We start from the raw sequence: 22,813 nt of genomic DNA, 5'->3' as shown, positions 1-22,813 counted from the left end.
CCATGGCTAAAGATAAGAAAAAGCAAAATATTACGCATGAGGATATTCCCCAAAACACCAAAGCGACGGCCAAGCGGCTATTGAACCGGCTGGGCCGCCAAAAACGGAATTTAATCATCATCGTCGTAGCCACGCTGCTTAGTTCCGCCGCTTTTACCGCTCTGCCCCTGGCCGTGGGTAAGGGCATTGATGCCCTGGTAGCGGCTATCCGCTCCTATGATGGCTCTGTTGGAATTGTGGAGACGGCCCTGCAGGTGCTCTGGTTACCCGTGGTTCTCATCCTGGCCTCGGCGCTGATAAGTGGTCTGCTTGCCTATCTCCAGCAGTACTTAATCGCCAGCGTGGGGGAGGAGTTGACCCTCTCCTTCCGCAGGGATATCAGCGCCAAGCTGCACCGGTTACCGCTGCGCTACTTTGATATCCATAAAACTGGCGAGGTCATGAGCCGGGTTACTAATGACCTGGAGAAGGTGTCCGCCGCAATGCAGGAGGGTCTACCCCAGTTCATTTCTTCGGTATTCACAGTCTTATTTGCTGCAATTACTATGTTGGTGCTGAGTCCAGTCCTCTTTGCCGTAGTTGTAGTCTCTCTGCTCGTCAGCATGGTGGCCACCGGTTTTGTCTCCACATTGGCCCAGCGGGCTTATGGGGAAAACCTGGCGTCCATGGGCGCGCTGACCGGCAAGATTGAGGAGATCTATGCGGGCAACCGGGTGGTGAAAGTGTTCAACCAACAACAGGCGATGCTGGCGGCGGCGGAGGAACTCAACGAGCGGCAATATCGCGCCCAGCGCAATGCCCAGTTCTCCGACTTCACCATCTACCCCACCATCCGGGCGCTGGGGCAATTAGGCTTCATCGCCACCGCTGTCCTTGGAGGTGGTATGGCATTGGGCGGGGCCATTACCCTGGGCACCGTTCAGGCTTTTTTACAGTACGTCAACCAGATTTCTGAGCCGGTCACCGAAACTGCCTATGTTGTCACTTCTCTCCAGGCCGCCATTGCGGGAGCGGAACGGGTCTTCGCCCTGCTGGACGAGGAGGAGGAGCGGCCCGACAAGCGTGGCAACGCAGGGAGCATCTCCCAGGGGCACGTAATGTTCCGAGATGTGCGCTTTGGCTATACTTCCGAAAAAACACTCATTAAGGATCTGAATCTGGAGGTGCACCCCAATGAGATGGTGGCCATCGTGGGCCCCACCGGGGGCGGCAAGACCACGCTGGTGAACCTTCTCATGCGCTTTTACGAGCTCAATGGCGGCTCTATTACCATCGACGGGCAAAACATCACCGACCTGCCCCGGAGTAATATGCGGCGGCACATTGGTATGGTGCTCCAGGACACCTGGCTCTTCGAGGGCACCATCGCAGAAAACATCGCCTATGGCAAACGGGATGCCGCCCGAGAGGAGATCGTGGCTGCCGCTAAGGCCGCCTGCTGCGACCACTTTATCCGCACCCTGCCCCAGGGGTACGACACTGTCCTTTCCGGCGAAGCCGCCGGGGTCTCTCAGGGGCAGATGCAGCTTCTGACCATCGCCCGTGCTATGCTCACCGACCCCGCCATCCTGGTGCTGGACGAGGCTACCTCTAGCGTGGATACCCGTACGGAGGTGGAGATTCAAAAGGCTATGGCCCGGCTAATGAAGGGTAAGACCAGCTTCGTCATCGCTCACCGCCTTTCCACCATTCAAAACGCTGACCTCATTCTGGTGGTCCGGGACGGCGACATCGTGGAGCGGGGCACCCACGCAGAGTTGCTCTCCATGAACGGTTTCTATGCGGATTTGTATAACAGCCAGTTCGAGGCAAGGGTTTCTTAAAAGAAACATACTCGATGAAAATTGAACTTATACTGACACCTACCTATTATAAATCAACGGCGTTGCCACTCGCCGGCCCAGATCGCCATTACCACCGACGAGCCTAGCTATACCCTGGCGAGTGGGCGTGACCTTGTCATGAATTTCTTGACCTGGCGGGGCTTCCAGCAGCCGTTTTCCATACTGCGAAAAGCTAGGACAGTATAAAAGAAGGACACCCATCGGTAAGATGGTGTCCTTCTTTCGCTTTTATTTTTCCCCCGTCATTTATTCGCTGCCTAAAGGGGTTTTACCGTAACTTGTGCGAGAATCTCTCCCACCTTTTCGGTGCTGGGAGGGTTAGTCCCTTCGGTGGTGACCGCAGCGGTGCCACAGGCGGCCGCATATTTGACGGCATCAGCAAAGTCATCGTCCCGGGACACGGCGGCGATGAAGCCGGAGAGGGTCGTATCCCCTGCGCCTACATTGGAACGCACCACGACGTCGGGCACATCCACTTTGACGGCGGTATCCGCGCACACGCCGATGAGCCCGTCTCCTCCCAAGCTGACGATCACATTCTCAATGCCCTTGGCGATGATTTCCCTGGCAATGGCGACAATGTCCGCATAGGAGGAGGCTTTCTTTCCGGTCATGGCCTCCAGTTCCTCTTGGTTGGGCTTGATGGTCCAGGGCCTCAGCTCAACGATCTGCGCGGCGGAAAGAGCGTTACTGTCCAGCGCCACCACAGCGCCGGCATCCCGGACATAGGCCACCATGCGCATAAAGTCCTCTTTGGACATGCCCACCGGCAAACTGCCGGCAAAGACGACGATGGCGCCCTTTAGGCCAAAGGCGTCCAATTTGGCGATTGCTTCATCAAAGTTCTCCTGTGTAAAGCGGGAACCTTGGCGGTTGAGCTTATACAGGTTGCCGTCGTCGGTGATGATGCTCAGATTCTCCCGAATCTTTCCCTCGTTATAGACCACCATACACTGGATATTCTCCTCAGCCAAACGGTCAAAGTACTGCTTGGCGTTGTCCTTGCCGGTGACGAGCAGGGCCGTATTGCCAATGCCCCATTTGGTCAGTGCACGGGATACGTTGGTGCCCTTACCTGCCGCATCAAAGTGCTCGTCATAGGAAAAATTGACCCGTTCCTTGTCCAGCATATCCACATAGACGTTGACGTCGATGGCCGGATTGAGGGTCACTGTCAGAATCTTTTCGGTCTTCATCGTTTTGTCTCCATTCCGCTGGCCACGCCAGCCTAATTTATCGGGTCCGTATTCCCGCTAATTGCCCAGATAATCGTCGTCATCCAGATCGTGATCACATCCGTCGTCGTCCAGGATTTCTCCCACCCGCATCCGGCGCCGGACCTTCATGTCCTCTACCTGCTTGTGGATGAGTTCTTTGACTTCCCGGGGATGCTTGATATTTTTGAGCATCAACTTGGGCATGCTTTTGTCCGATGACTGCACCAGGATGGACCCCACGCCAAAAATGCGCTGGCCCAAGGAGATACGAAGGCTGATGTCCCGCACTCGGTAGAGGATCACTTCCTCCTGATTGGTACTGAGCAGTCCCGTTTCCAAGAAAATTCGGTCCTCACTCATGGCGTATTTGGTAAAGGTGATCGGCATTCCCAGAATGCGTTTGCGATCCTTCCATAGATATTGCAGCTGATCCACGTGCGCTCCCTCCCTGACTTTTCTTGCTTCTATTGTAGCAATTGCCCGAGCCAAATGCAATAAGAAATAGAACCGGAATGCGTTTTCATCTTGTTCCCCGCCGCCTAACCTGTCATAACACGGTGGTCCAATAGGATACAAAACGTATTACGCAGTCGTCTGCGTTTTCTGCTCCGACTACAAAAAAGAGAGATGCGTTTGCATCTCTCTTTTTCTTATCGCATCGAACTGTTATTTCGACAGATTATTTTTTCAGAGCAACGAAGCCAGCTGCCATCGCAACGACTGCGCCTGCTACTGCCAGGCCAACGACATCGTTTGCGCCGGTGGTCGGGTTTTTCTTGGTCTCGGTCTCTGCTTTCGCATCGGTCAGAGGCTCAGCGGAGATCACCAGGGTACCAAGTTTGTTGGTCTTGAAGGAAACGGTCTCTCTGGCTGCATCATAGGTCGCTTTATCGGTGACCAGAACCAGTTTGTCGCCTTCCACTCTGTAAACATAAGCAACGTTGGTCTTATGAGTGGAAGAGTACTCGGTGCACTCCATGTCAACGCCGATTTCGACAGGCAGGTCGTTCTTGTCTTTGAAATCGATGACGCCCAGGACTTTGTCTGCGCCGTATTTCTCAACGATAGCGTCGATCTTCTCAACAGAAGCGCGGAAGTTGAGCGCATTTTTGATGCCGGAACCGACGGTCAGGGTGTAGCCGTCATACGGGAATTTGAAGGTCTCGCCGGATTTGATCGCTTTGAAAGCGTCGGCGGAGACAACATATCTGTAGCCGCCGTTCTCGGCGCCAGTGGTGATAACGTCAGCGTCGTCGATGCGGGCTTTATTGATGTCGTTCTCATCGATCATGTCAGTGTCTTTGACAACCAGACGCAGGTCGCCGGATACCTTGTACTCCACATTGTTGCGATCAAACCATTTGCCTTCGATATGCAAAATGGTGTCATACTCTTTGACAGCGGCGATATCCTTGGTCTTCATCTGGATGACCCAGCCCAGTTGGGGAGCGCCCTCATCGTCAAAAAAGAAAGCGGGCTCATAAACGGTGGTGGAACCCTGTTTCACTTCCGCTTTGGTGATCTCAAAATTGTCGTAATTACCGTGCTCCTCTTCCCCAGGGAGGTAGCAGTCGGGAATGATATAAAACTCACTACCGGCCACATAACAGATGGTTCCGTCTGCCTCATCCAAATAGGCGTCAATCACTGCATTGCCGTTGTTATCGACAATCACACAACCGGAGAGGGGCAGGGTGACATCAATACCAAATGCCACAGAAGCCATGCCAATGCACATGACAACCGCCAGAATAAGCGCTAGTGCTTTTTTCATTTGTTTCTCCTCCTAAAATTCTCTTATCTTTTGGCAAGGATTTCCTTGTCTCTACTTATTATAAGCGTATTTTCCACCATTGGCAATGAGTTTTGATGATATTCTACAGGCAAATGTACATAAAAAAGAGAGATGCGTTTGCATCTCTCTTTTTCTTATCGCATCGAACTGTTATTTCGACAGATTATTTTTTCAGAGCAACGAAGCCAGCTGCCATCGCAACGACTGCGCCTGCTACTGCCAGGCCAACGACATCGTTTGCGCCGGTGGTCGGGTTTTTCTTGGTCTCGGTCTCTGCTTTCGCATCAGTCAGAGGCTCAGCGGAGATCACCAGGGTGCCCAGTTTGTTGGTCTTGAAGGAAACGGTCTCTCTGGCTGCGTCATAGGTCGCTTTGTCGGTGACCAGAACCAGTTTGTCGCCTTCGACTCTGTAAACATAAGCAACGTTGGTCTTATGGGTGTTGGAATACTCGGTGCACTCCATGTCAACGCCGATTTCGACAGGCAGATCGTTCTTGTCTTTGAAATCGATAACGCCCAGGACTTTGTCTTCGCCGTATTTCTCAACGATCGCGTCGATCTTCTCAACGGAAGCGCGGAAGTTCAGAGCATTTTTGATGCCGGAACCAACAGTCAGGGTGTAGCCGTCATACGGGAATTTGAAGGTCTCGCCGGATTTGATCGCTTTGAAAGCGTCAGCGGAGACAACATATCTGCCGTTGGTAGCAACATCAGCGTCGTCGATGCGGGCTTTGTTGATGTCGTTCTCGGTGATCATATCAGTGTCTTTGACAGTCAGAGTCACATCGCCTTTGACAACAGTACCGTCTTCCAGCTTGCCTTCGACATGCAGGATGGTGTCATACTCTTTGACAGCAGCGATATCTTTGGTCTTCATCTGCACGAGCCAGCAACCAGTGACAAAGTTACCCTCATCATCCAGGAAGAAAGCAGGCTCATAAACGGTGGTGGAACCCTGTTTCACTTCCGCTTTGGTGATCTCAAAAGTCATCGCATCGCCATCAGCGATGATATAAGGCGCTACATAGAAAGTTTCACCCGCCACATAAGCATATGCGCCATTGGTGATATCCTGAACGTCATCCTGTGTTCTAAAAGCGACGAATCCATCGATGGATTTTGTTACATTGATACCAAATGCCACAGAAGCCATGCCAATGCACATGACAACCGCCAGAATCAGAGCTAATGCCTTTTTCATTTGTTTCTCCTCCTAAAATTCTCATCTTTACTTTTGGCAAGGATTTCCTTGTCTGATTTTATTATAGCGGGTCTTTTCCCATTTGCCAATAGGTTTTTTCATTTTTCTGTTACTTTTCTGTAATAACTAAAAAAGGCTGTCCCAATTCCAGCACATTGCACAACCAACTTTCTCCGGTGATGCAAAAAAGCAGCCGCTTGCAGCGGCTGCTTCGTTTCGTTTGCTCTTTATGCGCGGCTCCATTTGACGCCTTGGGGGGTATCCTCCAAGACAATGCCCTTGTCTTTGAGCTCATCGCGGATGGCGTCGGCGGTTTTAAAGTCTTTGTTCTTCCTGGCCTGCTGCCGCTTTTCGATGAGGGCCTCGATCTCGCTGTCCAGGTCCTCCTTTTTGCGGTTGTAGACAAGGCCCAGCACCCCGGTCAGTTCGTCGAAGAGGCCGGCCGCATAGCGGATATAGTCCCGGGACTGGGGTTCATTCAGGGCGGTGTTGATGTCCTTGACCAAGTCGAAGACGGCGGCGATGCCGTCGGCGGTGTTGAGGTCGTCGTCCATGGCGGCGACAAACTGGTCCCGGCGAGTCGCCAACGCTGCTTTGCGCTCGGCGTCGCCCTCGCGGGTTTCCTCCGCGGCGTTTTGGAGCATAAAGTCCAGATTGTCCCGGCAGTTATAAAGCCGCTCCAGCGCCGCCTTGCACTGCTCGATAACCTCCACGCTGTAATTGATGGGGCTGCGGTAGTGGGCCTGAAGCATCATGAACTTGATGGGCTCATAGCCGTACTGCTCCGCCACGTCCCGGACGGTGAAGAAATTATTTAAGCTCTTGGACATCTTTTTGTTGTCCACATTGATGTAGCCGTTGTGCATCCAGTACCGGGCGTATTCCTTGCCGGTGCAGCACTCGGCCTGGGCGATCTCGTTTTCATGGTGGGGGAAGATCAGGTCCTGGCCGCCGCAGTGGATGTCGATGGTGTCGCCCAGCAGGTTATTGATCATGGCCGTGCACTCGATGTGCCAGCCGGGACGTCCTTTGCCCCAGGGGGAATCCCAGGCGGGCTCTCCCTCCTTGGCGGCTTTCCAGAGGGCGAAGTCCATGGCATCCTCTTTGACTTCCCCCACGGCGATGCGGGCGCCGGATTCCAAATCCTCCAGCGGCATGTGGGAGAGCTTGCCGTACTCATCGAATTTCTTGGTGCGGAAATAGACGTCGCCGCCCACGGCATAAGCATAGCCCTTATCCACCAGGGTCTTGACGATCTCGATGATCTTCTCCATGTTCTCGGTGGCGCGGGGATGGAAGGTGGCCGGGCGGATGCCTAAGCCCTCGGCGTCGGTCAGGTATTCCTTAATGTAGCGCTCGGCCACCTCTTTAACGGTGATGCCCTCTTCGTTGGCCTTTTTGATGAGCTTGTCGTCCACGTCGGTGAAGTTCTGCACAAAGGTCACGTCATAGCCCCGGTATTCCAGGTAGCGGCGGAGGGTGTCGAAGACGCAGATGGGCCGGGCGTTGCCGATGTGGATGTAATTATACACCGTGGGCCCGCAGGCGTACATCTTCACTTTGCCGGGGGTGAGGGGGACAAATTCTTCCTTGCACTTATGGAGGGTATTGAATACTTTCATGCTCTTTCGTTCCTTTCTATGGGCTTTCTGCCGGTCGTATCGTTCAATGCTCTTTCGCTCTGCCCGGGCGTCGTTCTCCGCCTCTACCTGTTTGAGCCTCATTTCCAGCCGTTCAATGGTCAGCTGGAGCCGGCAGAGCTCCTGGGCCACCGGGTCGGGAATCCGCACCTGGTCGAGCTCTTGGAGGGGGGGCTTGACGCCTTTTCTCCGCACCACCCGGGCGGGCACGCCCACGGCCGTGCAGTTTTCCGGGACCTCTTCCAGCACCACCGCGCCCGCGGCGATCTTGGCGTTGTCCCCGATTTTGAAGGGACCCAGCACCTTGGCGCCGGCTCCCACCATCACGTTTTTTCCCAGCGTCGGATGGCGCTTTCCTTTATCTTTGCCCGTTCCTCCCAGGGTTACACCCTGATAGAGGGCGCAGCCGTCCCCCACCTCCGCCGTCTCGCCGATGACGATGCCGCAGCCGTGGTCGATCATGACCCCCCGGCCGATTTTGGCGCCGGGATGGATTTCAATGCCGGTAAAAAACCGGGACAGCTGGGAATTGAGGCGCGCCAAAAAGTAGAGCTTATGGCGGTAGAAAAAATGGGAGAAACGGTGGGCGATAATGGCGTGGACACCGGAATAAAGCAGCAGGATTTCCAAACTGCTCCGGGAAGCCGGGTCCCGCTGTTTTACCGCGTCGATGTCCGCACGCAGTCTGTCAAAAAGCATTTGCCACGCTCCTTCCCCGCCGCGCCTGCAATTAGGCCGGCATGAAACAAAAAAAGCCTTCGTTTGGGAAATATCCCAAACGAAGGCGGCAGTCTTGTCGCGGTTCCACTTCGATTTCTCACTCAAAGGCCCTTAACGCGGGCAAGACGCATGGGGATACGCAGGCCCAAAAGGCCCTTCCCCCGCATGTGCTGACGGGTGCATTTCGCGCCTCTCGAAAGCGTAAGGACACTCTCAGCGTATCATGTCCTCTCTCTGTCGCTTCGCTCACGGCGTTACTTCTCCCGCTTAAACGCATCGTTCTTTTGTACCATACTCTACCACAATCCTATGCTTTTTGCAAGAGGCTACTTAGCGGAAGCGATGCAGCTGCGGTTTTTCCACAGATAGTTAAAGCCGGACAGGACGGTAAAGACGACCACAATCCACATGGATACGGCGTTGACCGCGCCCACCGGAAAATTCTGAGGAAGAACGCCCGCATAGAGCAGCTCCTGGAGGAGCATGATCAGGCACACGGCGATGATCTGGCAGACGGTTTTAACCTTGCCCCAGATGTCGGCCGCGATGACCGTGCCCTTCCCCGCCGCGATCAGGCGCAGGGAGGTGACTAAAAATTCCCGGGCGATGATGATGAAGACGAGGACCGCCATCACCAGTCCCTTTTCGATGAAGCAGATGAGGGCCGCGTTGACCAGTAGCTTGTCGGCCAGCGGGTCCATAAACTTGCCGAAGTCGGTGACCAGGCCGTGCTTGCGGGCGATCTTCCCGTCGAGCATGTCGGTCAGCGACGCCAAAATAAAGACGATGAGGGCCCACAGGTAGTTGTGGGGAATGGCGTCAAGGAGCAGAAACACCAAGAACACAGGGATCATCAGCACCCGAAGAACGGTCAACTTGTTGGGAAGATTCATTGCTTTCCCACCTTTCTCATCTGCATGTATGACCGGTCAGGTCATAGTTTTCCGCGCTGTCAATGACCACGGAGTAAAATTCCCCCTCTTCGCAGGGGAAGCCGCTCACAAAGTAGATGCGGGAGTCGATGTCCGGAGCGTCCATATAGCTGCGGCCCTCGTAAAGGCCGGACTGCGGGTCATAACCCTCGCAGAGCACCTCCAGGGTGCGGCCGATCTGAGCGGCGTTTTTCTCCTCCATGATGGCGTACTGCCGCTCCATGATGATCTCGGCCCGCCGCCTGCGGACTTCCTCCTCCACCTGGTCTTCCCGTCCGGCGGCGGGGGTCCCCTCCTCCTCGGAGTAGGCAAAGCACCCCAGCCGGTCGAATCGGACATCCTCCACAAAGGCGCACAGCTCCTCGAAATCCGCCTCGCTCTCCCCGGGGAAGCCGGTGATGAAGGTGGTGCGCAGCACCATGTCGGGAATGTTCGCCCGGAGCTTTTCCATGAGGGCCGTCAGGCTCTCCCGGTCCCCCCTGCGGTTCATCTCCTTTAAGACCTTGCCGCTGGCGTGCTGCAAGGGCACGTCGATATATTTGACGATCTTGGGTTCATTGGCAAAGACCTGGATGAGCTCGTCGTTGATTCGGTCCGGATAGCCGTAGAGCACCCGGATCCAGTGCAGCCCCTCGATCTTGCAAAGCTCCTGGAGCAGCCGGGCCAGCATGGGCTGCCCATAGAGGTCCAGACCATAGCGGGTGGTGTCCTGCGCCACCACGTTGAGCTCCTTAACCCCGCTTTGGGCAAGGTTCCGGGCCTCCGCCACCACGTCCTCCATCCTCCGGCTGCGGAAACCGCCCCGGATGAGGGGGATAGCGCAGTAGGTGCACCGGTTGTCGCACCCCTCCGCGATTTTGATGTAGGCGGTGTAGGGCTTGGTAGTCAGTTTCCTGGCCCCTTCCAGCGGCAGCGCCTTTTTGTCCGGGAAGCGGGTTACCCGCTCACCCGACAGCGCCGCGCGGATGGCCGCCACAATGTCGCTGTTGGCGCCAATGCCCAGCACCACATCGGCTTCGGGGATCTCCGCCGCCACCTCGTCCCGGTAACGCTCGGCCAAGCATCCCGTCACCACCACGACCTTGAGCTTTCCCGCGCCCTTTTGCTGGCAAAACTCCAATATATTTTCAATGGACTCCCGTTTGGCGTCCTCAATAAAGCCACATGTATTGACGATGACCACGTCGCACTCCGCCGGGTCGGCGCTGATGACAAAGCCCCCTTGTTCCAAAAGGGAGAGCATGATCTCCGCGTCCACCTGGTTTTTGGTGCAGCCAAGCGACACCATCCCTACCGTCGTGTTATCCATTCTTCACCTTGCCTTTGTTCTTTTCTCCTTGAAGACCGCGATTCGGTCTTCCCCGTCCGCGCTCCATTTCCTGGAAAGCGCGCTTTCGACTTATTGATCCAATCCAATAAAAGGATAGGGTTCGTCAATTCCGTTCCACACGGCGCTGTCTTCCTCATCCTATCGCAAGAAGCGATGCGGTCCGTTCCCGCATTGACCAGCGGTGCTATTTTTCTATCCTATCGCAAGAAGCGATGCGGTCCGTCCCCGCGTTGATGAGCGGCGCTGTCTTCCTCATCCTGTGCGTTAAAAGGACTCTGATTCGTCTTCCTCGTCCGCGTCAAACTCACGCAGGGCCCGCCGGATTTCGTCGTAGGGGTAGCCCATCCGCGCGAGGGCCGCTGTGACCCGGGCGGTTCCGTTTTCCCCCCGCAGCTTCCCCAGGTATTTGGCCTCGATGAGGGAAACGAGCCGTTCCTCCCGGTCGTCCTGCTTGAGCTCGGAGAGCACCTCGTCGATGATGTCGCTTGCGATGCCCCGGATTTTCAGCTCCTGGCGCACCCGCTTTTCGCCGTAGCGCTTGCGCTCAATGAGGTCCCTGGCCCTGCCTCTGGCATAGGCCGCGTCGTCGAGGAGCCCCGCGCCCTCCAGGCGCTCCACCACTTCGCTGACGATGTCCTCATCATAGTTTTTGCGCAGCTTGTCGGAGAGCTCCTTTTTTGAGTGGTCCCGAAAGGAGAGCAGGTAGAGCGCCCGCTCCCTGGCCCGCCGGGTGTCGCACCGGACCCGGATTTCTTCCAGGTCCTCGGGGGTGACCGCCTGGCCCGCCCGCAGACGCAATTCCAAAATGATCTCGATGTCGGCGGTCAGGGCGTATTCGCCCTCCACGAAGATATTGTATTTGCTGCCCTTAAAGGGCTCAATAGCTGTAATGAGCATAGGGTTCTGCTTCCATTTCTATGACGCGCCCGTCTTTTCTATTCGTCGTCCACCTCGATGTCGATGTCCGGCGTCTTCCGCTTGGCGGCGGCCGGAGCCGGAGCAGCGGCGGGGGCGGGTTCCGGTGTCGCGGGAGCGGCCACGGCCGGCTCCACCTTAGCGTCGGACTTTTTGCCCTTGCGCACCGGCGCGCCCAGCTTGTCGGCGTTGGCGCGGATTTCCTTGTCGAGCTCGGCGGCAAAAGCGGGGTTCTCCCTAATATAGGTTTTCACATTGTCCCGGCCCTGGCCCAGACGCTCGCCGTTATAGCTAAACCACGCGCCGCTTTTGTTGATGACGTCCAGCCGCACGGCCAAATCCAGCAGCTCCCCTTCCCGGGAGATGCCCTGGCCGTACATGATGTCAAATTCCGCCTCTTTGAAGGGAGGGGCCACCTTGTTCTTGACCACCTTGCAGCGGGTGCGGTTGCCGATGACCTCGGAACCGGACTTGAGCTGCTCAATGCGGCGCACTTCCAGGCGCACGGAGGAGTAGAACTTGAGCGCCCGGCCGCCGGGGGTGACCTCCGGGTTGCCGTAGACAATGCCCACCTTTTCACGCAATTGGTTAATAAAGATGGCGACGCAGTTGGACTTGGAGATAACGCCGGTCAATTTGCGCAGGGCCTGGGACATCAGTCTCGCCTGAAGTCCCACATGGGCGTCGCCCATCTCGCCGTCGATCTCCGCCCGGGGGACCATGGCGGCCACCGAGTCGAGGACAATGACGTCGATGGCGCCCGAGCGCACCAGCGCTTCGGTGATCTCCAGCGCCTGTTCGCCGGTGTCCGGCTGGGAGACCAGGAGGGCGTCGATGTCCACCCCCAGCGCCGCGGCGTACACCGGGTCCAGGGCGTGCTCGACGTCGATGAAAGCGGCGATGCCGCCCTCTTTCTGCGCCTGGGCCACCACGTGCAGGGCCACCGTGGTTTTACCGGAGCTCTCCGGCCCATAAATCTCCACGATTCTGCCCCGCGGAACGCCGCCGATGCCCAGCGCCACGTCCAGCGCGATGGAGCCGGTGGAGATGGCCTCCACGTTGAGGTGGCTATTCTGTCCCAGGCGCATGACCGCGCCCTTGCCAAACTGCTTTTCGATCTGGCCCAGCGCGGTGTCCAGCGCTTTTTGTTTATCCAGTGCCATAGTTTACCTCCCAGTTTATCTGTCCAACCCGCCTTAAGCGAGCATATGTTCCCGTATTGTCCTATTATACCTTGTTTTGGGTAGGAGCGCAACCGAATTTGACCCATTCCCGCCATCTTTTTGCCCGGCAGATTCTGGGGTCTCCACACACTCTATGGGCCGGATGCGCGCAGGCGGCGGGCGGTGGTTGCGTCCTATTTCTCTCCCCAATGCCCCCAGACGGCCCGGTCGTTGCCGCCGTAGTCCTTGGCTGAGCGCACCCCGGTAAAGCCCGCCGCCCGGAGGATGCCGGCGACTTCTTTTGCCTCGTCGAAACCCACCTCGAAGAGGAGGATCCCGCCCGGCGTGAGCCGCTCCCGCCACCGGGCCGCGATCTCCCGGTAGAAGTAGAGGCCCCGCTCCGGGGCTTCCAGCGCCATCCGGGGCTCATAGCCCACCTCCCGCTGGAGGGAATCCATGGCCTCGGGTCGGATATAGGGGGGATTGGAGACGATGAGGGCAAAGTCCCCCCCGACGATGCCGGTATCCAGGGCGTCGCCCCACACCGGGCGCACCGCACCGCCATGGCGCTCCACATTCCTTTTTAAATAGCCGAAGGCCGCCTCGGAGAGTTCCACCGCCGTGACCCGGCTGTCCGGGCGCTCCTGGGCGATGGCCACGGCGATACACCCGCTGCCGCTGCACAGGTCCAGCACCCGGGGGGCGCTTTTCCCCCGCAGGAGGAAAAGCGCCCGCTCCACCACGACCTCGGTGTCGGGCCGGGGGATGAGCACCCCCTCCCCCACATAAAAGGGAAGGCCGAAAAACTCCCACTCCCCCAGCAGGTATTGGAGGGGATAGCCCCCGGCCCGACGCTCCACGAGTTTCTCCATGACGGCCATCCGCTCCCGGACAGCGGGGTCCCCTTCGTCAAGCGGGGCATCGAGGTCGTGGAGCTGATCACGGGGCACGGAAAAGACCCGTTCAAAAAGCAAAGCAACCGCAAACGCCGGGGCATCCACCCCCGCGTTTTTCAGTTGCTTTTGTAAGTGAGAAAGATAAGCGATTCTCTTCAAAGATAGATCAGCCTTTCCCCGCCGCAAAATTACCAGCGGTCGTCTTCGCTTTCGTCCTTGGGCAGGACCGGCAGGAAGGAGGCCAGCGCCACCTCCACCTGGGAGGCGTCGGGTTCCGCGGTGGTGAGCCGCTGCAGCCACATGCCCGGCGCGGAGATGGCCCGGGTAAAGGGGTTGTCGTGGCGTCCGGCGAATTTGATGATCTCATAGGCGACGCCCACCACGAGAGGCAAAAACGCGAATTTGAGGACCACCCGCAGCACTAAGCTGTCCCAGGTGACCACGGAAAAGACCAGGATGGAGAGGACCAGCACAATGAGCAGGAAGCTGGTGCCGCAGCGGGGGTGAAACCGCTTCTCCTTGAGGATGTTCTCCACCGTCATCTCGTTGCCGTGCTCATAGCAGAAGATGGTCTTGTGCTCGGCGCCGTGGTACTCAAAGACCCGGTGGATATCCTCCATCCGGGAGACTAAGGCCAGATATCCCACAAAAATGGCGATTTTAATGACGCCCTCAATGGCCGACAGTGCGATCTGGGAGCCGATCATCGGGCGCAGGAATTTGGTGAGGAAGGCGGGAATGACCATAAAGAGCAGCAGCGCCAGCGCCACGCCCAGGATGAGCGCCACCACCGAGATGACCCCCATCAGCTTCTCCCCAAAGACCTTGGAAAGCCACTGGTCGAATTTGCTCTCACTTTCGGCTTCGTCAAAACCCGCTTTTTCCGCGGATTTCATCAGTGTCCGATAGCCTTCGATAAGCATCACCACAAAATTGATAACGCCCCGTATAATAGGAACTTTTTTATACCATTTGGCCTTTGGATTATCCCAGGTTTCCACGTCGATTTCCCCGCTTGGCGTGCGCACCGCCATGCAGCTTTGGCTGACTCCCTTCATCATGACGCCCTCGATGAGGGCCTGTCCGCCGATGGAAGTCTTGAAGTTCTTTTTATTATGCAAATGTAACGCTCCTTTTCGCCCCCGGTATCCCCGAGGCGGTACAATTGTATCTGTAAGCCCTCTGAGGGCCATCATGATCAAAATAAGGACAACGGAACGCCGCTTCCCGCATCCGGATACCCTAGCCTAGCTCTTGGCGTTTTCCTCCCCCATCTTGTCGATGGCGGCCTGTACCTTCTTGGTCATCAGCGGCAGGCTGATGGTCACGCAGGTGCCCTCCCCCTCCCGGCTGGTGATGCCCAGGGATCCGCCGTGCATGGAGACAATCTCATCGGCCACCGCCAGCCCGATCCCCGAGCCGCGGCGGGTGGAATTGCCCTTATAAAATTTCTGCTTGATTTTCGGCAGGTCTTCAGCGCTGATGCCACACCCGGTGTCCTGCACCGAGATATGGACGTATTGCTCGAATTCCGTCGCAGCAATTGTAATCTTATCACCGTTGTCCGAATATTTCAACGCATTGTCCACAATGTTTACAAAAACTTGACGAAGGCGGTTTTTGTCCCCATAAATGACCCAAAATTCCTCCGGTTCCTCGTAACTGAGCTCCACGCCCTCCCGTTTGGCCCGCTCGGTAAACATGAGCACCGCGTCAGAAAGCTCCGCCACCAGGTCCAGCCGGTTCATATTGAGCTTCAGGCGGCCCGACTGCATGCGGGAGAAGTCCAATAGCTCCTCCACCATCCCCGAGAGGCGGTCGGTCTCCTTGAGGATAACCCCCATCCCCTTTTGAATGGTCTGCGGGTCCACATTTTCGTCCTTACTTTCGGCCAGCAGCGTCTCGCCCCAGCCCTTGATGGCCGTCAAGGGTGTGCGCAGCTCGTGGGACACCGAGGAGATAAAGTCGTTCTTCATGGTTTCGGCGGCGGAAAGCTCCCCGGCCATGTAGTTGATGACGTCCACCAGCTCCCCGATCTCGTCGTCGTTTTTCTTATGGAGCCGGTAGGCGAAATCTCCGTGGGCGATTTTCCGTGCCGCCTGGCCCACCTCGCCCACCGGGATGACGATGGAGTTGATAAAGTAGGAGCTGGAAAGCACCACAAAGAAGATGATAGCGGCGGCGATGGCCGTCACTAAACAGATGAGCATGACGATCTGCTGGTCCACCTGTTCCAAAGAGACCACAAAGCGCATGGCGGTGAATTCCTGGTTGCTCACCGGGCTCATGACGGTGACCGCCATGACGTTTTCCCCCTCCACCGTGCCCTGGAACTGTCCGATGGCGTTGGAGGAACCCAAGGCCTGCTCATAGTCGGGCATATAGTAGAGGTTATTGGGCTCAAAGCCGGAGGAAGTCAGCGCGATGTCGCCGGCGGCGTTGATGGCCATCAGCTCGATGCGCTCTTTGTCCGCGTAATTTTCCACATAGCTGCGCACCTCGGTGGCAAAATCGGTGGCACTGTCCTGGGCATAGGTTTGGAGCAGGTTGCCCATGGCGGCCGCCCGGGTGCGGAGAATCTGCTCCACGCCGTTATAATAGTAGCCTTTGATGCCCACGGCAAAGACGATCTCGATGGCCAGAAGGATGACGAGGATGACCGCCATGCTGTTAAACAGCCAGCGCTTGGTGATCTTTTTGACTGCCATCTTGCCTGCTCCCTCCCGTCCTCATTTGTCTTCCAGCGGCCCGCATCATCATTGCCCGCAAAAGCGGTCTCTCCCGCTTTTGAAAGGCGTTATCCCCAAACCTGCGGGTCCGCGTTTGTCCCAGCGGCCCCACCTATGAGACTGCTCCACTCTGGAATTTGCCTATCGCTGGGGCCCCGCTTTGGCTTTACAACCATTCCCAGCCTGCGACCCGGGCCGCCCCGGGACCCGGGATGACTGCGCGCCCTAGGGGAAGCTTCGCGTCTTTATCCCGGGCCAAACGCCAAACTACTCCTGCCACTTGTAGCCGAACCCCCACACTGTCACCAGGTGCTTGGGGCTCGACGGCTCGTCTTCAATTTTCATCCGCAGACGGCGGATGTTGACGTCCACGATCTTTATGTCGCCATAGTAGTTTTCCCCCCAAACCTTGGAGAGGATTTCACTGCGGTCCAGCGCCACGTCGGGGTTGCGCATGAACAGCTCCATGATCTGAAACTCCACCTGGGTCAAATCCACATTCTCTTTGTTTTTCTTGAGGGTGCGGCTCTTGAGGTTGAGTTCAAAGTCCCCCGATACGATGAGGGAATCCTCGTCGGTTTTGTTGGCCATGGTCACCCGGCGGTGGATGGCGTCCACCCGGGCCACCAGCTCGGAGGGGCTAAACGGCTTGGTCACATAGTCGTCGGCTCCCAGCATCAGGCCGTTGACCTTGTCCATCTCCTGGGTCTTGGCCGAAAGCATGATGATGCCGATGGTGCTTGAGCGCTTACGGATTTCCTTGCAGACGGTGAAGCCGTCAATGCCCGGCATCATAATATCGAGAAGGGCCACGTCGAACTTGCCGTCGTTTTCGTCAAACACCCGGAGGGCATCCTCCCCGTTGGAGACATCGGTGACATCATAGCCGGAGCGCCGGAGATTGATGACGACAAAATCACGGATGGCGTCCTCATCCTCTACTACTAAAATACGTTTCATTGCTTCTGCCTCCTTAGCATACATCTTATTCCCGCCGCGCTACACTAAGAGCGCAAACAGCTCCCTGGCCTGTTCCAGGGGAATGGCGAGCTGGGGATCGGCGCTCTCCGGAACATACAGGTAGTATTCAAAAATCCCCTTGGTGTCAATTAAGGTGCGCTGGCTGATGGTGTTTTTGTCCTTATATTCGTCCTCCGCATACACATTGATATAGAGCAGCGCGTCACTGTCGTTTTCCAGCGTCTCGTTAAATCGAATGAACTTCCATTCATTGGGGACAAATGTGGTTACCACCGTGACTTTGCCGATCCACTCAGGCGGCATGGTGAACATGTAGCCGTTTTCGTGGTTGACCACCGCCGAAAGCACGGCCACGGGCTTACCATCCTCCCAACGGTTGTAGCTCGTCAGATACAGCGCCTGATCCTCCACCTCGCTGCTGTACCCGGGGAGGGGGGTGTTGACGGGCACCTCGATGCGCCCGTCGTTATCCACATCCCGGCTGGGCAGGTTGGAGGCCCGCTGTGTCTGGGCGAAGACCTCCGTCTTCTCGGTGAGATAGGTGATTTCGCTATTTGTTACCCGGAGGATCTCGGTCCCCATCATGCTTTCCCCCAGGTAGACGTCGGCATAGAGCTCCACCCCGTGTTCCACCGCCGCCTGCTGCACCTTGGAGTAACCCATGATGCCGTCGCGCAGCTGCTGGTCAATGAGGGTGAGCACCTTTCCCTGGCGATATCCCACCAGCCGCACGCTGCTGCGCAGAGTGGAGCTGGAATTTTTGAGCAAAATGATTTCCTGTCTGAGGTCGCCGTTTAAATCCGCCACCACCATCTCGGAGTAGGTATCCATCTCTTCATGCTCGTTCTCGTCAGGGTAGAGGGAAACCAGCTTCTGTTCCTCGTAAGCATAGATACCCACGCCCTTTTCGGAGCGGTTCATTAAATTCCAGCCGATAATCATGTCCTTGTGCTCGGTGCTGGAGATATTTTCAAACATGACCCGGTCCACATCTACGCCGCCGCTACTGTTTGCCTTGTCATAGATGGAGGCCCACTCCCCATTTTGCCGGTCCAGAATGCTGATGCGCACGCTGGGATCCTCTTGCTGTGGGTCATAGAAGGCGATGGCCTCCTCCTCCCCGTCCCCGTCGATGTCGTACATAACAAAGGCGGAACGATACTCGCCCGCCTTGGGATATTTGAGCTTGATGGAGGAGCTGGCCGCGCTGGAAACCAGAGCGTCATAAATTTCCCGTTGTTCCTGGGTGAGCTTGGGCGGGCTGAGGAGGGACTCCACATCGGGCTGAATTTTGTCGCAGGAAGTCAACAGCAACATGACCGCGCACAGAAAGAATCCCAAGATGGCTTTTCTCTTCATGGCGCTCCCCCTTCCTCCCCTTTGTCGAAAAGACACGAAGACAGTTTCATGTTTCTATTTTACCACAACCTGCCAATTTGCGCCACCAGAAAATTCAGGCAAAAGCTTTTCCATTGTGTGAACGTAAGCTGTGCTATCCTCCGCCTCTCAACGCAAGAACAGCCGCCATAAAGGCGGCTGTTCTTTAAATCTGGTTTTGCGGCCGGCTTACCTTTTTATCGCCTTGGCGCGGCGGAGGCGGCCTCGGTCAAAATGGTGCCATAGCGCGACATGGGAGCGGGCACTGCCCGCCTACCACTGATTGCGATGGACGGCGCTTTCGTCGTAACGCTCGGGCGCCGGCTTTTCCTCGTCGGGGAAGCCCACCGCAATGGCGCTGTATACCTTGACGTGCTCCGGTAGATCGAAAAGCTTTCCAAACTCGTCCATCCTCTGCTCGTTGGGCTCGATGCCGCACCAGCAGGTACCCAGCCCCAGGTCGTAGGCCTGCAGCAGGATATTCTGGGTGGCAGCCGCGCAGTCGGCCGTCCACAGGTCGGGGGAAAGGCTGGTATCCCCGCAGACGATGATGGCCATGGGCGCGGTTTTGAGCATGCCCATATAGGGGTGGATCTTCATCATGGTTTGCAGCTTCTGCGGCTCATTTACCACGATGAAGTGCCAGGGTTTGGCCCTCCTCCCTGTAGGTGCATAGAACCCGGCGGTCAGCAGCTCCTTGACCAGATCGTCGGGAACGGGCTTATTCTGATATTGGCGGATACTTCTGCGGTTACGAATGACATCGAGCATTATACTCTCCCCTTTCTTACATTTCGGGCGTCTTTGTTTTCCTTGTAAGTCTATCTTATCGCGGTAAGCACGGGACGTCAAAGGTATTTTTACTCTTCGTGATATGTACTAGATTTTTTGGGCTTTTTTCATCATATACGCTAAAAATCTTTGCCGCTTTTTATTAATTATTGATATACGCACTTTTTTCCTCTATAATTTAGATGAAAAATTGCGGGGGTGTATGGTCCGGCTGCGGCACTTGTTCCCCCTCTTATTTCCGCATGAGACAGGAGGCGGCAGGCATGGAGGAAAAGCTCAAAAAAATCTGTTGTATCGGCGGTATCGACGCCGATATTATTTGCAGCCCCGTGCCCGCCTTTCCGCCCATGGGCAAGGGTATCACCCTGGATTCAATGCGTTTCACCATCGGCGGCTGCGCGGGGAATACGGCCCTGGATCTGGCGCGGCTGGGGGTGGGCTCGATCCTCTTTTGCAAGCTGGGGGAAGACCAAATGGGGCGCTCCGTCCTCAAAGAACTGATGGATGTGGGGGTAGACGTCCGCGGTATCCATCTGGATACGGAGGTGGAAACCGGCGTTTCCATCGTCATGGTGGACCCGGTGAGCGGTGAGCGCACCTTTTTTTACACCCCTTTCTCCTCCACTTACTTTGAAAGCAGGGACATCGACCTAGAAATCGCCGACGAAAGCGATATTGTCTTTGTGGGCGGTGCCTTGCAGCTGGAAAGATTCGACGGCTTCCCCTGTGCCGCTTTTCTGCGGCGGGCGAGGGAGCGCGGGCAGATCACCGCCATGGACACCGGCTGGGACACCACCGGAAGGTGGTTGCCCTCCATCCAAGCCGCTTTGCCCTTTGTGGACTTCTTTATGCCCAGCTTTGACGAGGCGGTGGAACTTGCCGGCGGGGAGCGTGACCCCGAAGCGATGGCCCGTTTTTTCCAGTCCCTGGGGGTGGCAAACGTGGTCATTAAGATGGGAAAGAAAGGCGCTTTTGTCCGGGACGCTTTGGGGAGCATGTTCATCGCCCCCGCTTATTCCGGTGTCAAGGCGGTGGACACCACCGGCGCGGGGGACTCTTTCTGCGCGGGTTTCCTCACCGGTCTGGAACTGGGTTACGATCTCAAAGGCTGCGCGGTGCTCGCCAACGCCGTGGCTAGCTTCTGCGTCCAGGCCCACAGTGCCTACGGCGGCATCCCGCCGCTTTCGGACGTTCTCGCTTTTAAAGAAAGACAGGAGCACGACTATTATATAGAATTACTATAAATCGCTTGCGAGGAGGCTTTGTCCTATGAAAAAGATCGCCTGTATCGGCATGGTGGCCGTGGATATCATCACCAGTCCCGCCCCTGCGCTGCCCCCCATCGGCCAGTGCAAACGGGTGGAAACCACCAAAATGTATGTCGGCGGCAACGCGGCCAACTCCGCGCTGGATTTGGCCAAGTTGGGCGTCCCTGTGCGGCTTTCCTGCCGCATTGGCGGGGACAGCCTCGGCCGTTTTGTCCACAGTGAGTTCGACCGCTACGGCGTCAACACCCAGAGCGTCACCATCGACGAGAACGCGGAAACTTCCACCTCCATCGTCTGTCTGGACCCGGTGGAAAAAAACCGGCGGTGCCTGCTCTCCACCCAGTCCAACGACTTTTTTACCACAGAGGACATCTCCGACGAACTGATCGCCGCCTCGGACATCATCTTCCTCACCGGCGTCTGCCAGCTCAAAGCCTTTGACGGCGATCAACTGGCCCAGTTTGCCAAGCGTGTCCACGACCTGGGCAAATTCGTGGCCATGGACGTGCTCTGGGATCTCGACGATGTGTGGCTTCCCAAGATCCAGGAATCCCTCCCCTATGTGGATCTGTTTATGCCAAGCTTTGACGAGGTGGAAAAGATGATCCACAAAACTGATCCCTATGAGATGATCAAGATGCTGCGCACCCTTGGCCCGCAAAACGTCATCATCAAGCTGGGCCGCCACGGCATCATCGTCATGGAAGGGGACGAGGAGCCCTACCGCATGCCCGCCTGGGATGTCCCGAATATCATCGACACCACCGGGGCCGGAGACGCCTTCTGCGCGGGAACCCTGACGGGGCTTGCCAAGGGCATGAAGCTTTCCGACGCCACCAGCCTGGGACAGGCGGTTTCCGCCTTCTGTATCCAGGATTACGGCACCTACGCCGGCGTACAGTCCCTGGAACAGGTGTTTTACGCCATGAATTCCGGAGACATGCGCCCGTACAGCGCCTATATGGATTAACCCCTACAGCAACACTGAAAAGGAGTCGAATCGAATGAAAAAAATTGCTTGTGTCGGCATGACTGCCATCGACGTCATCACCACCCCGGTTACCGGATTGCCGCCCCTCAACACCGTCTACCACGTGGATAAAATCCGGATGTTCGTCGGTGGATGCGCGGCCAACGCGGCGCTGGACCTGGCTAAATTGGGCCTTCCCGCCCGTCTCTCCTGCCGGCTGGGGGACGACATCTTCGGCCAGTTTGTCATGGGCGAGCTCACAAAGCACGGCGTCAACACCCAAAGCGTCACCCTGGACCCACAAGTGGACAGCGCCGTCACCATCGTCTGTCTCGACCCGGTGGAAAAGGAGCGCCGGTGCCTGACCACCTCCGAATCCAACGACAACTTTGACACCGAAGACATCTCCGACGAGATTCTCGCTGAGAGCGACATCATCTTTATGGCGGGCATGTGCCAGCTCAAAAAATTCGACGGTAAACACTGCGGCGAATTTGTCAAAAAGGCCCACGACCTGGGCAAATTTGTGGCCATGGACGTCATGTGGGACTTTGAGGGCGTCTGGATGCCCAAGGTGGCCGACGCTTTGCCCTACTTGGACCTCTTTATGCCCAGCTACGACGAGGTGGTCCAGATCATCGGGGAGACCGAGCCCGAAAAGATGGTGGAAAAGCTCCACGCGCTGGGGCCCAAAAACGTGGTGGTCAAACTGGGCAAACAGGGCGCCATTGTCAAAGAGGGGGACGATGGCCCCTACTATGTGCCCATCTTCCCCTGTGACCCCGAGGACATCGTGGACGTCATCGGCGCGGGCGACTCCTCCTGCGCGGGGACCCTGGCGGGTCTCGCCACCGGCATGAACCTCCATGACGCCGTGGCCTTCGGCCAGGCGGTGGCCTCCTACTGCATTCGGGCCCAGGGCACCTACAACGGCATCCGGCCCATGGAGGAAATCCTGGACGCCATGAAAAAGGTAAAATAAGCGCCTGGTCTGAAAAAGACGGCGTCCGGCCGTCTCACGGCCTTGCGCCGGCTGCGGCTGT

General features: G+C 56.9%; 19 protein-coding genes and 1 pseudogene. 4 read left to right on the top strand and 16 right to left on the bottom strand.

Annotated elements, in window-relative coordinates; all coding sequences use genetic code 11:
• Positions 1-2: 2 nt before the first annotated feature.
• A complete protein-coding gene (locus tag H8709_RS08735; RefSeq protein ID WP_262397993.1) occupies positions 3-1,823 on the top strand; it encodes an ABC transporter ATP-binding protein in 1,821 nt (606 codons plus the stop codon).
• Positions 1,824-2,101: 278 nt separating this feature from the next.
• Here the strand turns inward: H8709_RS08735 and H8709_RS08730 are convergent, their stop codons facing one another.
• The 16 genes and pseudogenes from H8709_RS08730 to H8709_RS08655 form a co-directional block, all read right to left on the bottom strand.
• Positions 2,102-3,040 carry a 1-phosphofructokinase family hexose kinase gene (locus H8709_RS08730; RefSeq protein ID WP_262397992.1) on the bottom strand — a complete coding sequence of 313 codons (939 nt, stop codon included), beginning with the start codon at positions 3,038-3,040 and terminating at the stop codon, positions 2,102-2,104.
• 57 nt (positions 3,041-3,097) lie between these two features.
• A complete protein-coding gene (locus H8709_RS08725) occupies positions 3,098-3,496 on the bottom strand; it encodes a PH domain-containing protein (RefSeq protein ID WP_262397991.1) in 399 nt (132 codons plus the stop codon).
• Between the two features lie 244 nt (positions 3,497-3,740).
• Complete coding sequence (locus H8709_RS08720; protein WP_262397990.1) at positions 3,741-4,835, bottom strand: hypothetical protein; 1,095 nt, start codon at positions 4,833-4,835, stop codon at positions 3,741-3,743.
• A 184-nt stretch (positions 4,836-5,019) separates the two neighbouring features.
• Positions 5,020-6,057: a hypothetical protein gene (locus tag H8709_RS08715; RefSeq protein ID WP_262397989.1), complete on the bottom strand. Its 1,038-nt coding sequence runs from the start codon at positions 6,055-6,057 to the stop codon at positions 5,020-5,022.
• A gap of 227 nt (positions 6,058-6,284) precedes the next feature.
• A complete protein-coding gene (cysS, locus tag H8709_RS08710; protein ID WP_262398001.1) occupies positions 6,285-7,679 on the bottom strand; it encodes a cysteine--tRNA ligase in 1,395 nt (464 codons plus the stop codon).
• 213 nt (positions 7,680-7,892) lie between these two features.
• Positions 7,893-8,396, bottom strand: a pseudogene (gene cysE / locus H8709_RS08705) (serine O-acetyltransferase); the annotation flags it as partial.
• Positions 8,397-8,743: 347 nt separating this feature from the next.
• Positions 8,744-9,310: a CDP-diacylglycerol--glycerol-3-phosphate 3-phosphatidyltransferase gene (gene pgsA, locus H8709_RS08700; protein WP_262397988.1), complete on the bottom strand. Its 567-nt coding sequence runs from the start codon at positions 9,308-9,310 to the stop codon at positions 8,744-8,746.
• Positions 9,311-9,326: 16 nt separating this feature from the next.
• Positions 9,327-10,658, bottom strand: a complete 1,332-nt coding sequence (gene rimO, locus H8709_RS08695) for a 30S ribosomal protein S12 methylthiotransferase RimO (RefSeq protein WP_262397987.1) — start codon at positions 10,656-10,658, stop codon at positions 9,327-9,329.
• Positions 10,659-10,943: 285 nt separating this feature from the next.
• Positions 10,944-11,576 carry a regulatory protein RecX gene (locus H8709_RS08690; RefSeq protein WP_262397986.1) on the bottom strand — a complete coding sequence of 211 codons (633 nt, stop codon included), beginning with the start codon at positions 11,574-11,576 and terminating at the stop codon, positions 10,944-10,946.
• Positions 11,577-11,614: 38 nt separating this feature from the next.
• Positions 11,615-12,757: a recombinase RecA gene (recA, locus tag H8709_RS08685; RefSeq protein ID WP_262397985.1), complete on the bottom strand. Its 1,143-nt coding sequence runs from the start codon at positions 12,755-12,757 to the stop codon at positions 11,615-11,617.
• 194 nt (positions 12,758-12,951) lie between these two features.
• Positions 12,952-13,953 carry a peptide chain release factor N(5)-glutamine methyltransferase gene (prmC, locus tag H8709_RS08680; protein ID WP_262397984.1) on the bottom strand — a complete coding sequence of 334 codons (1,002 nt, stop codon included), beginning with the start codon at positions 13,951-13,953 and terminating at the stop codon, positions 12,952-12,954.
• On the bottom strand, positions 13,842-14,774 hold the full coding sequence (locus H8709_RS08675) for a DUF1385 domain-containing protein (RefSeq protein WP_262397983.1): 933 nt from the start codon (positions 14,772-14,774) through the stop codon (positions 13,842-13,844). Before H8709_RS08675 ends, prmC begins: the two co-directional genes overlap by 112 nt.
• A 126-nt stretch (positions 14,775-14,900) precedes the next feature.
• The gene (locus tag H8709_RS08670) at positions 14,901-16,361 is read right to left on the bottom strand and encodes a sensor histidine kinase (RefSeq protein WP_262397982.1); all 1,461 of its coding nucleotides are present in this window, start codon (positions 16,359-16,361) and stop codon (positions 14,901-14,903) included.
• 288 nt (positions 16,362-16,649) lie between these two features.
• Positions 16,650-17,342, bottom strand: coding sequence for a response regulator transcription factor (locus tag H8709_RS08665; protein ID WP_262397981.1), 693 nt, complete (start codon positions 17,340-17,342; stop codon positions 16,650-16,652).
• Between the two features lie 39 nt (positions 17,343-17,381).
• Positions 17,382-18,722, bottom strand: coding sequence for a hypothetical protein (locus tag H8709_RS08660; protein ID WP_262397980.1), 1,341 nt, complete (start codon positions 18,720-18,722; stop codon positions 17,382-17,384).
• Between the two features lie 291 nt (positions 18,723-19,013).
• Positions 19,014-19,511, bottom strand: coding sequence for a nitroreductase family protein (locus H8709_RS08655; protein ID WP_262397979.1), 498 nt, complete (start codon positions 19,509-19,511; stop codon positions 19,014-19,016).
• Between the two features lie 284 nt (positions 19,512-19,795).
• Here H8709_RS08655 and H8709_RS08650 point away from each other — a divergent pair, with 284 nt between their 5' ends.
• From H8709_RS08650 to H8709_RS08640, 3 genes are read left to right on the top strand one after another with little or no spacing between them, the layout of a single operon-like run.
• Positions 19,796-20,776, top strand: coding sequence for a carbohydrate kinase family protein (locus H8709_RS08650; RefSeq protein ID WP_262397978.1), 981 nt, complete (start codon positions 19,796-19,798; stop codon positions 20,774-20,776).
• A gap of 25 nt (positions 20,777-20,801) precedes the next feature.
• Positions 20,802-21,770 (top strand): carbohydrate kinase family protein, encoded by a 969-nt coding sequence (locus H8709_RS08645; RefSeq protein ID WP_262397977.1) that lies wholly within the window; start codon positions 20,802-20,804, stop codon positions 21,768-21,770.
• A 34-nt stretch (positions 21,771-21,804) separates the two neighbouring features.
• Positions 21,805-22,752: a carbohydrate kinase family protein gene (locus tag H8709_RS08640; RefSeq protein WP_262397976.1), complete on the top strand. Its 948-nt coding sequence runs from the start codon at positions 21,805-21,807 to the stop codon at positions 22,750-22,752.
• Positions 22,753-22,813: the final 61 nt, after the last annotated feature.

Origin of the sequence: Zongyangia hominis (genome assembly GCF_014385095.1) — a bacterium.
Classification (GTDB): Bacteria; Bacillota; Clostridia; order Oscillospirales; family Ruminococcaceae; genus Zongyangia; species Zongyangia hominis.
Note: the sequence above shows the minus strand (reverse complement) of the source record. Positions and strands in the feature narration are given on the sequence as shown.

Excerpts from the sequence above, each read along its gene's own strand:
- H8709_RS08735 (WP_262397993.1), top strand. The coding sequence starts at position 3 with ATGGCTAAAGATAAGAAAAAGCAAAATATTACGCATGAGGATATTCCC.
- H8709_RS08730 (WP_262397992.1), bottom strand. The coding sequence starts at position 3,040 with ATGAAGACCGAAAAGATTCTGACAGTGACCCTCAATCCGGCCATCGAC.
- H8709_RS08720 (WP_262397990.1), bottom strand. The coding sequence starts at position 4,835 with ATGAAAAAAGCACTAGCGCTTATTCTGGCGGTTGTCATGTGCATTGGC.
- H8709_RS08715 (WP_262397989.1), bottom strand. The coding sequence starts at position 6,057 with ATGAAAAAGGCATTAGCTCTGATTCTGGCGGTTGTCATGTGCATTGGC.
- cysS (WP_262398001.1), bottom strand. The coding sequence starts at position 7,679 with ATGAAAGTATTCAATACCCTCCATAAGTGCAAGGAAGAATTTGTCCCC.
- pgsA (WP_262397988.1), bottom strand. The coding sequence starts at position 9,310 with ATGAATCTTCCCAACAAGTTGACCGTTCTTCGGGTGCTGATGATCCCT.
- rimO (WP_262397987.1), bottom strand. The coding sequence starts at position 10,658 with ATGGATAACACGACGGTAGGGATGGTGTCGCTTGGCTGCACCAAAAAC.
- H8709_RS08690 (WP_262397986.1), bottom strand. The coding sequence starts at position 11,576 with ATGCTCATTACAGCTATTGAGCCCTTTAAGGGCAGCAAATACAATATC.
- recA (WP_262397985.1), bottom strand. The coding sequence starts at position 12,757 with ATGGCACTGGATAAACAAAAAGCGCTGGACACCGCGCTGGGCCAGATC.
- H8709_RS08670 (WP_262397982.1), bottom strand. The coding sequence starts at position 16,361 with ATGGCAGTCAAAAAGATCACCAAGCGCTGGCTGTTTAACAGCATGGCG.
- H8709_RS08665 (WP_262397981.1), bottom strand. The coding sequence starts at position 17,342 with ATGAAACGTATTTTAGTAGTAGAGGATGAGGACGCCATCCGTGATTTT.
- H8709_RS08660 (WP_262397980.1), bottom strand. The coding sequence starts at position 18,722 with ATGAAGAGAAAAGCCATCTTGGGATTCTTTCTGTGCGCGGTCATGTTG.
- H8709_RS08655 (WP_262397979.1), bottom strand. The coding sequence starts at position 19,511 with ATGCTCGATGTCATTCGTAACCGCAGAAGTATCCGCCAATATCAGAAT.
- H8709_RS08650 (WP_262397978.1), top strand. The coding sequence starts at position 19,796 with ATGGAGGAAAAGCTCAAAAAAATCTGTTGTATCGGCGGTATCGACGCC.
- H8709_RS08645 (WP_262397977.1), top strand. The coding sequence starts at position 20,802 with ATGAAAAAGATCGCCTGTATCGGCATGGTGGCCGTGGATATCATCACC.
- H8709_RS08640 (WP_262397976.1), top strand. The coding sequence starts at position 21,805 with ATGAAAAAAATTGCTTGTGTCGGCATGACTGCCATCGACGTCATCACC.